The sequence below is a fragment of the Burkholderia sp. HAN2018 genome (assembly GCF_024704855.1).
Classification (GTDB): Bacteria; Pseudomonadota; Gammaproteobacteria; order Burkholderiales; family Burkholderiaceae; genus Burkholderia; species Burkholderia cepacia.
The window spans coordinates 37,601-45,720 of the sequence record NZ_QOBB01000104.1 but is presented as its reverse complement, the minus strand read 5'-3'; the positions used below and the strand labels follow the sequence as shown (position 1 = coordinate 45,720).

General features: G+C 68.5%; 4 protein-coding genes. 1 reads left to right on the top strand and 3 read right to left on the bottom strand.

The genetic code is table 11. The features are described from left to right. Window positions 1–37 precede the first annotated feature (37 nt). On the bottom strand, window positions 38–493 hold the full coding sequence (locus DPV74_RS23995) for a MarR family winged helix-turn-helix transcriptional regulator (RefSeq protein WP_027789419.1): 456 nt from the start codon (window positions 491–493) through the stop codon (window positions 38–40). Between the two features lie 179 nt (window positions 494–672). Here DPV74_RS23995 and aceE point away from each other — a divergent pair, with 179 nt between their 5' ends. After that, window positions 673–3,357 carry a pyruvate dehydrogenase (acetyl-transferring), homodimeric type gene (aceE, locus tag DPV74_RS23990; protein ID WP_119338073.1) on the top strand — a complete coding sequence of 895 codons (2,685 nt, stop codon included), beginning with the start codon at window positions 673–675 and terminating at the stop codon, window positions 3,355–3,357. 56 nt (window positions 3,358–3,413) lie between these two features. Here the strand turns inward: aceE and DPV74_RS23985 are convergent, their stop codons facing one another. Together DPV74_RS23985 and DPV74_RS23980 are read right to left on the bottom strand one after the other, a co-directional pair. After that, window positions 3,414–4,937, bottom strand: coding sequence for an efflux transporter outer membrane subunit (locus DPV74_RS23985; RefSeq protein ID WP_119338072.1), 1,524 nt, complete (start codon window positions 4,935–4,937; stop codon window positions 3,414–3,416). Next, complete coding sequence (locus tag DPV74_RS23980) at window positions 4,934–8,107, bottom strand: efflux RND transporter permease subunit (protein WP_119338076.1); 3,174 nt, start codon at window positions 8,105–8,107, stop codon at window positions 4,934–4,936. Before DPV74_RS23980 ends, DPV74_RS23985 begins: the two co-directional genes overlap by 4 nt. Window positions 8,108–8,120 lie beyond the last annotated feature (13 nt).

Genomic DNA, 8,120 nt, shown 5'->3' with positions numbered 1-8,120 from the left:
CCGCCACGCGAGCGGCTGACGCGCCGGCAGCCCGCCGCTACTTCGCGTCGGCTGCCGCCTCGCGCGCCGCGGCGGTCGCACGATCGAGCGCGGCGGCCATCGCCGCCTGCTCCTTGCCGCCGAACTGATCGAGGAAGAGTTCCGCGACCGTCGACTGGTACACCTTCCACATCTTCTTGCGCAGCGTGCGCCCCTTGTCGGTGATGCTCGCGTACGCGGCGCGGCCGTCGTCCGCCGAACGGGCGCGCGTGACGAGCCCTTCCTGCTCGAGCCGGTCGACCAGCCGCGTGAGGTTGTAACGCTCGATCGCGAGCACGTCGGCCAGCTCGTGCATCCGGCGCGTGCCGTCGGGCCCGCTTTCGAGCCCCCACAACGCGTCGTACCACGCATACGCCGGCAGGCCGGCAGCCGCGAGGCGGCGCTCGATTTCGCGAATCATCGTCCGGTGCGCGCGGACGAACGAGAACCACAGATCGGGTTCGGGTGCGCTCATGTCAGGTCGTTCCTCTCATTGAATTGCAGTTGCAGTTGCAATTAAATTTTACCTCGATAACAATTGCCCCCATACGATTGCAATTGCAATTACCTGCCCGCCGATCGACGGGCGTCCCGTCGCGCGATGCGGCGCCACGACCGCCGCCCCGCGCAGCCTTATGCTTCTGGAGACATTGCATGACCGCACCTCTCGCGCTACCCGACATCGACCCGCAGGAAACCCGCGAATGGCTCGATGCGCTCGAATCCGTGATCGCGCTCGAGGGCCGCCCGCGCGCGCATTACCTGATCGACCGGCTTTCCGACCTCGACGCGGCGCGCCACGGCGACCTGCACGGCCGCGTGACGACCGCGTACGTGAACACGGTGCCGCGCGAACGGCAGCCGGCCTATCCGGGCGATCTCGCGCTCGAACGGCGCCTGAACGCGATGATCCGCTGGAACGCGATGGTGATGGTGCTGCGCGCCACCCGGCATTCGAACGTCGGCGGCCACATCGCGACCTACCAGTCGGCCGCGGTGCTGTACGACGTCGGTTTCGATCACTTCTTCCGCGGCCGCACCGATACTTTCGACGGCGACATGGTCTACATCCAGGGCCATTCGGCGCCCGGCATCTACGGCCGCGCGTACCTGGAAGGCCGCATCACGGACGCACAACTCGACAACTTCCGCCGCGAGACCGGCCGCGAAGCGGGACGCGACGGGCTGTCGTCGTATCCGCATCCGCGGCTGATGCCGGATTTCTGGCAATTCCCCACCGTGTCGATGGGGCTCGGGCCGCTCACGGCCGCCTATCAGGCGCGCTTCATGCGCTACCTCGAATATCGCGGGCTGAAAGCGCACCAGGGCCGCAAGGTCTGGGCATTTCTCGGCGACGGCGAAATGGACCAGCCCGAATCGCTCGCCGCGATCTCGCTCGCCGGGCGCGAACGGCTCGACAACCTGATCTTCGTCGTCAACTGCAACCTGCAGCGTCTCGACGGCCCGGTACGCGGCAACGGCAAGGTCATCCAGGAACTCGAAGGCACGTTCCGCGCGGCGGGCTGGAACGTCGTGAAGGTGATCTGGGGCGGCGGCTGGGATCGCCTGCTCGAACGCGACACAACGGGCCTGCTGCGTCAGCGCATGATGGAATGCGTCGACGGCGACTACCAGACCTTCAAGTCGCAGAGCGGCGCGTACGTGCGCGAGCATTTCTTCGGCAAGTATCCCGAACTGCTCGAGCTCGTCGCCGACCTGTCCGACGACGACATCTGGAAACTCGCGCGCGGCGGCCACGATCCGGAAAAGGTGCATGCGGCCTATACGCTGGCGATGCACGCGGACGGGCGGCCGACCGTCGTGCTCGCGAAGACGGTCAAGGGCTTCGGGATGGGCGAAGCCGGCGAAGGCCAGAACGTGAACCACCAGTTGAAGAAGATGAGCGCGGATGCCGTACGCGCGTTCCGCGACCGCTTCGCGCTGCCGGTCAGCGACGCGCAACTCGACGACCTGCCGTACCTGAAACCCGAACCCGGCAGCGCCGAGGCACGCTACTTCGCGGAACGCCGCGCCGCGCTCGGCGGCCACGTGCCGGCCCGCTTCAGCGACGTGGCGCCGCTGCCGGTGCCGCCGCTCGCCGCATTCGACGCGCAGCTCAAGGACAGCGGCGAACGCGCGCTGTCCACGACGATGGCGTTCGTGCGCATCCTCGGCACGCTGCTGAAGGACCCGGCACTCGGCAAGCTGGTCGTCCCGATCGTGCCGGACGAATCCCGCACGTTCGGGATGGAGGGGCTGTTCCGCCAGATCGGCATCCACTCGCATCTCGGCCAGCTCTACACGCCGCAGGACGCGGGCCAGCTCAGTTACTACCGGGAAGCGAAGGACGGGCAGATCCTGCAGGAAGGCATCAACGAATCGGGCGCGATCGCGTCGTGGATCGCGGCCGGTACCGCCTACAGCAACCACGGCCTGCCGACGATCCCGTTCTACATCTTCTATTCGATGTTCGGGCTGCAGCGGGTCGGCGATCTCGCGTGGGCGGCCGGCGACGCGCGTACACGCGGCTTCCTGCTCGGCGCGACATCGGGCCGCACGACGCTGATGGGCGAAGGGCTGCAGCACGACGACGGGCACAGCCACGTGCTGTCGTCGGTGATTCCGAACTGCGTGTCGTACGACCCGACCTATGCGTACGAACTCGCGGTGATCGTGCGCGACGGCCTGCGGCGGATGTTCGCGGAACAGGAGGACGTCTACTACTACATCACGCTGCTCAACGAAAACTACCCGCATCCGGCGCTGCCCGACGGTGCGGAGGCCGGCATTCTCAAGGGCCTCTACCTGCTGCGCGAAGGCGCGTCGCGCGCGGCCGACGTGCCGCACGTGCAGTTGATGGGCAGCGGCGCGATCCTGCGTGAAGTGATCGCCGCGAGCGATCTGCTCGCGCAGGACTTCGGCGTGTCGAGCGACGTGTGGAGCGCGACGAGCCTGAACGAGCTGCGCCGCGACGGGCTGGCCGCCGAACGCTGGAACCTGCTGCATCCCGATGAGGCGCCGCGCGTGCCGTACGTGCATCAATGCCTCGACGGCCGCACGGGGCCGGTGGTCGTCGCGACCGATTACATGAAGATCGTCGGCGACCAGATCCGTGCGTTCGTCGACGGCCGGCGCTTCGTGTCGCTCGGCACCGACGGCTTCGGCCGCTCGGATACGCGCGACGCGCTGCGCACGTTCTTCGAGGTCGACCGGCACTTCATCGTGGTCGCGGCGCTGAAGGCGCTCGCCGACGACGGCGCGATCCCGCGTGCGCGCGTCGGCGAAGCCATCCGGCGCTACGGCATCGACATCGACAAGATCGATCCGGCCAGCGTGTAGTCCCGCGGCGCGCGGCAGGCAGGATTGCGCCGGCCTGCCGCGCCGCCTTGCCCGCGCTACTGCCCCGTCTGCGCGAGCGGGCCTTGCGGCCCCTGCCCCGTTCCCGACGGCCAGCCGCCCGCAAGCGCCTTGTACAGCGCGACCGTCGACGCCGCACTGCGCATCTGCCCGTCGGCCGCCGCATCCTGCGCCTGCAGCAGCGTGCGTTGCGCGTCGAGCACTTCGTAGTAGTCGATCGCACCCGCCGAAAAACGCGCCTGCGCCAGTTGCGCGGCACGCGCGCTGTCGGTCGCGGCCCGCACGAGATGATCCGTCTCGTCACGCGTGCGTGCCGCACGCAGCAGCGCGTTCTCCGTTTCCTCCAGCGCCCCGAGCACGGTCTGCCGGTATTGCGCGAGCTGCCCGGCCGCTTCCGCATCGCTCGCGGCGATCCTTGCGCGCACGCGGCCGACGTCGAGAAACGACCAGTCGATGCCGAGCGCGATCAGGTTCGTATCGCTGCCCGCACGGAAGAACCCGTAGCTGCTCGTCGCGCTGCCGAGCAGGCCCGACAGCGTGAAGCGCGGAAACAGGTCGGCCGTCGCGACGCCGACGCGTGCGGTCGCCGCATGCAGCCGCGCCTCGGCGGCCGCGACGTCGGGCCGGCGCCGCAGCAGATCGCCCGGCGTGCCGGGATCGATGTCGGCGGCCAGCACCGGCAGCGGCACGGGCGTGCCCGCCGACCCGGCGGCCTTCGGGAGATCGAAGCGGCCGATCAGCGCATCCGGCGTCTGCCCGGTCAGCACCGCGAGCCGGTGCTCGTCGACGCCGATCGCCGCCTCGTACACGGCGATCCGCGACGTCGTCGATTCGTACTGCGCGCGCGCCCGCGCCGCATCGAGTTCGGAGCCGCGCCCCGCGCCGACGCGCGCATTGATCAGCGCGAGCGTCTGCTTCTGGTTGTCGGCGTTCTCGCGTGCGATCCGCAGCCGCTCCTGCGAGCCGCGCAAGTCGACGTACGTGCTCGCCACCTCGCCGGCGATCGCGACGCGCACCGCGCGCACGTCCGCCGCGCTGGCAGCCGTCTCCGCGCGCTGCGACTCGATCGAACGACGCACGCGGCCGAACAGGTCGAGTTCCCACGCCGCATTGATCCCGACGCTGGACGTCGGCGTATCGCGCTGGCTGCGCGGCGCCCCGAACGCCTGGTCCTTGCTCATCAGCTGATGACCGATCTTCCCGCTCGCGGTGATCGTCGGGTAGCGGTCGAACGTGGCCTGCGACAGCAGCGCATTCGATGCGTCGTAGCGCGACACGGCGACCTGGAGATCCTGGTTCGCCGCGAGCGCCGTGTCGATCAGCTGCGTCAGCTGCGGATCGCCGAAACCGCGCCAGAATGCGGCATCGGCATCGGCCGACGCGTCGGGCGGCGTATCCGGCGTCTTGCCGGACGGCAACACGTCGCGCTGCGCCGCCGGATGCGCGTCGCGGGCAAACCGCTCGGCGGTAGCCGTATCGGGCCGCCTGAAATCGGGGCCGACCGCGCATGCGGCGAGCGTCACCGACATCGCGAGCGCGGAAAAACGGAAAGCGGCGCTCATCGGTTTTCTCCTTCGAGGGTGCCGTGGTGTTCGCTCCACACGGCCGGCGTGCCGCCCGCGAGCTTGCGGATCGCGACATAAAACACGGGCGTCAGGAACAGCCCGAACAGCGTGACGCCGAGCATCCCGGCGAACACGGTGATGCCGGTGGCGGCCCGCACTTCGCTGCCCGCGCCGCTGCCGATCAGAAGCGGCACCGAACCCGCGATGAATGCGACCGACGTCATCACGATCGGACGCAGCCGCAGCTTGCACGCTTCCAGCGCGGATTCGATCACGCCCTTGCCCTGGATTTCCAGCTCGCGCGCGAACTCGACGATCAGGATCGCGTTCTTGCACGCCAGCCCCATCAGCACGACGAGACCGACCTGCACGAACACGTTGTTGTCGCCTCCCGACAGCCACACACCGAACAACGCCGCACAGATGCACACGGGCACGATCAGGATCACCGCGAGCGGCAGCGTCCAGCTCTCGTACAGCGACGCGAGCACGAGGAACACGAGCATCACCGCGAGCGGGAACACGACGATCGCCGCGTTGCTCTGCGTGACCTGCTGGTAGCTGAGGTCGGTCCACTCGAGCACGATCCCCGGCGGCAGCACGTCCTTCGCGATCTGCTGCAGCTTCTCGATCGCCTGCGACGACGACATCACCTTCGGATCGGCGTCGCCGATCAGGTTGGCGGCCGGATAGCCGTTGTAGCGGACGACCGGGTCGGGCCCGTACGCGGGCGCCACCGTCACCATCGAGCCGATCGGCACCATCTCGCCCTTCGCGTTGCGCGTGCGCAGGTTCGCGATGTCGGCGGCCGTCTGCCGGTGGCCGGCATCTGCCTGCGCCATCACGCGGTACACGCGGCCGAACAGGTTGAAGTCGTTCACGTACATCGAGCCGAGATAGACCTGCAGCGTGCTGAACAGGTCGGTCAGCGCGACGCCCTGCGCCTTCGCCTTCAGCCGGTCGACCTTCACCTCGAGCTGCGGGATGTTCGCCTGGTACGAGCTGACCGGGTAGCTCATCCCCGGCGTCTTCGCGACCGCGGCCTGGAACGCGGTGAGCGCGTTCTGCAATGCGCCGTAGCCGAGCCCGCCGCGATCCTCCAGGTACAGCGAATACCCCGAGCCGTTGCCGAGGCCCTGGATCGGCGGCGGCATCAGCGCATAGGTGATGCCGCCGCCGATGGCCGCGAAGCGTGCGTTCAGGTCCGCGTTGATCTGCGCGGCGCTGCGGTGGCGCTGGCCGAACGGCTTCAGGATCACGTACGAGTTCGTGATGTTCGGCGTGTTCACGCCCTGCAGCGCATTCAGCCCGGCAAACGCCGGCACCATCTCGACACCGTCGGTGCCGAGCGCGATCTTCGTCATCTGCTCGGTCACCTCGCTGGTGCGCGCCAGCGACGCGCCTTCCGGCAGCTTCGCGCCCGCGAACAGGTACAGCTTGTCCTGCACCGGGATGAAGCCGCCCGGCACCGCGTTGAGCAGCAGCGCGGTCGCCCCGAGCAACGCCGCATAGACCGCGAACACCACCCCGCGCCGCTTCAGCGTGCGCGAGACGACGCCGTGATAGCGATCCGAGCTGCGGTCGAAGAAGCGGTTGAACGGACGGAACAGCCAGCCGAACGCGCGGTCGAGCCCGCGCGTGAGCGCATCCTTCGGCGCGCCGTGCGGACGCAGCAGCTTCGCGGCGAGCGCGGGCGACAGCGTCAGCGAGTTGATCGCGGAGATCACCGTCGAGATCGCGATCGTCACCGCGAACTGCCGGTAGAACTGCCCCGTGACGCCCGACATGAACGCCATCGGCACGAACACCGCGCACAGCACGAGCGCGATCGCGACGATCGGCCCCGACACCTCGCGCATCGCCTGGTGCGCGGCGTCGCGCGGGCTCAAGCCCTGCGCGATGTTGCGCTCGACGTTCTCGACGACCACGATCGCATCGTCGACCACGATCCCGATCGCGAGCACGAGCCCGAACAGCGTCAGCGTGTTGATCGAATAGCCGAGCAGATAGAGCCACGCGAACGTGCCGACCACCGAGACGGGCACCGCGACGAGCGGAATGATCGACGCGCGCCACGTCTGCAGGAACAGGATCACGACGAGCACGACCAGCACGACGGCCTCGATCAGCGTGTGCTGCACCGCGCGGATCGAATCGCGCACGAATACCGTCGGATCCCACACGGGACGGTACGCGACGCCGGGCGGGAAGCGCTTCGACAGTTCGTCGAACTTCGCATACACGGCCTTCGCGACTTCGAGCGCGTTCGCCCCCGGCGACAGGAAGATGCCGACCACGGCCGATTGCCTGTCGTTGAAGTACGAGCGCAGCGTGTAGTCGCCCGCGCCGAGCTCGACGCGCGCGACGTCGGACAGCTTCACGACCTGGCCGTCGTCGCCGTTGCGCAGCACGATGTCGCCGAACTCCTGCGCCGTGCGCAGCCGGCCGCGCACGTTGATCGACAGGAGGAAGTCGTTTTTCTTCGGCGTCGGCTCCGCGCCGAGCTGGCCGGCCGACACCTGCACGTTCTGCTCGCGCACGGCGGCAATCACGTCGCTCGCGGTCAGCCCGCGCGACGCGAGCCGGTTCGGGTCGAGCCACAGCCGCATCGCGTAGTCGCCGGAGCCGGACAAGCCGACGTCGCCGACACCGGTCAGCCGCGACAGCTCGTCCTTCACGTGCAGCGTCAGGTAATTGCGCAGGTACAGCGAATCGCGGCTGTTGTCCGGCGAATAGAGGCTCACGTACATCAACGGCGTCGGTGACTGCTTCTGCGTGGTCACGCCGTACTGGCGCACCTCGTCGGGCAGGCGCGACAGCGCCTGGCTCACGCGATTCTGCACGCGCACGGCGGCCGTGTCGGGATCGACGCCCTGCAGGAACGTGACGACGACCTGCAGGCTGCCGTCCGACCCGGCGACCGACTTCATGTACATGATGCCTTCGACGCCGTTGATCGCCTCTTCCAGCGGTTCGGCGACCGATTCGGCGATTTCCTTCGGGTTCGCGCCCGGGTACGTCGCACGCACGACGACGCTCGGCGGCACGACTTCCGGGTATTCACCCGCGGGCAGCATCGGAATCGAGATCAGGCCAATCGCGAAGATGACGATCGACAGCACGACCGCGAAGATCGGCCGGTCGATGAAGAATCGGGAGAAATCCATCGTATCGCTCCCG

What these genes read in the sequence shown, in the direction of transcription:
- DPV74_RS23985 (WP_119338072.1), bottom strand. Translation starts at nt 4,937, where the DNA reads ATGAGCGCCGCTTTCCGTTTTTCCGCGCTCGCGATGTCGGTGACGCTC.
- aceE (WP_119338073.1), top strand. Translation starts at nt 673, where the DNA reads ATGACCGCACCTCTCGCGCTACCCGACATCGACCCGCAGGAAACCCGC.
- DPV74_RS23980 (WP_119338076.1), bottom strand. Translation starts at nt 8,107, where the DNA reads ATGGATTTCTCCCGATTCTTCATCGACCGGCCGATCTTCGCGGTCGTG.
- DPV74_RS23995 (WP_027789419.1), bottom strand. Translation starts at nt 493, where the DNA reads ATGAGCGCACCCGAACCCGATCTGTGGTTCTCGTTCGTCCGCGCGCAC.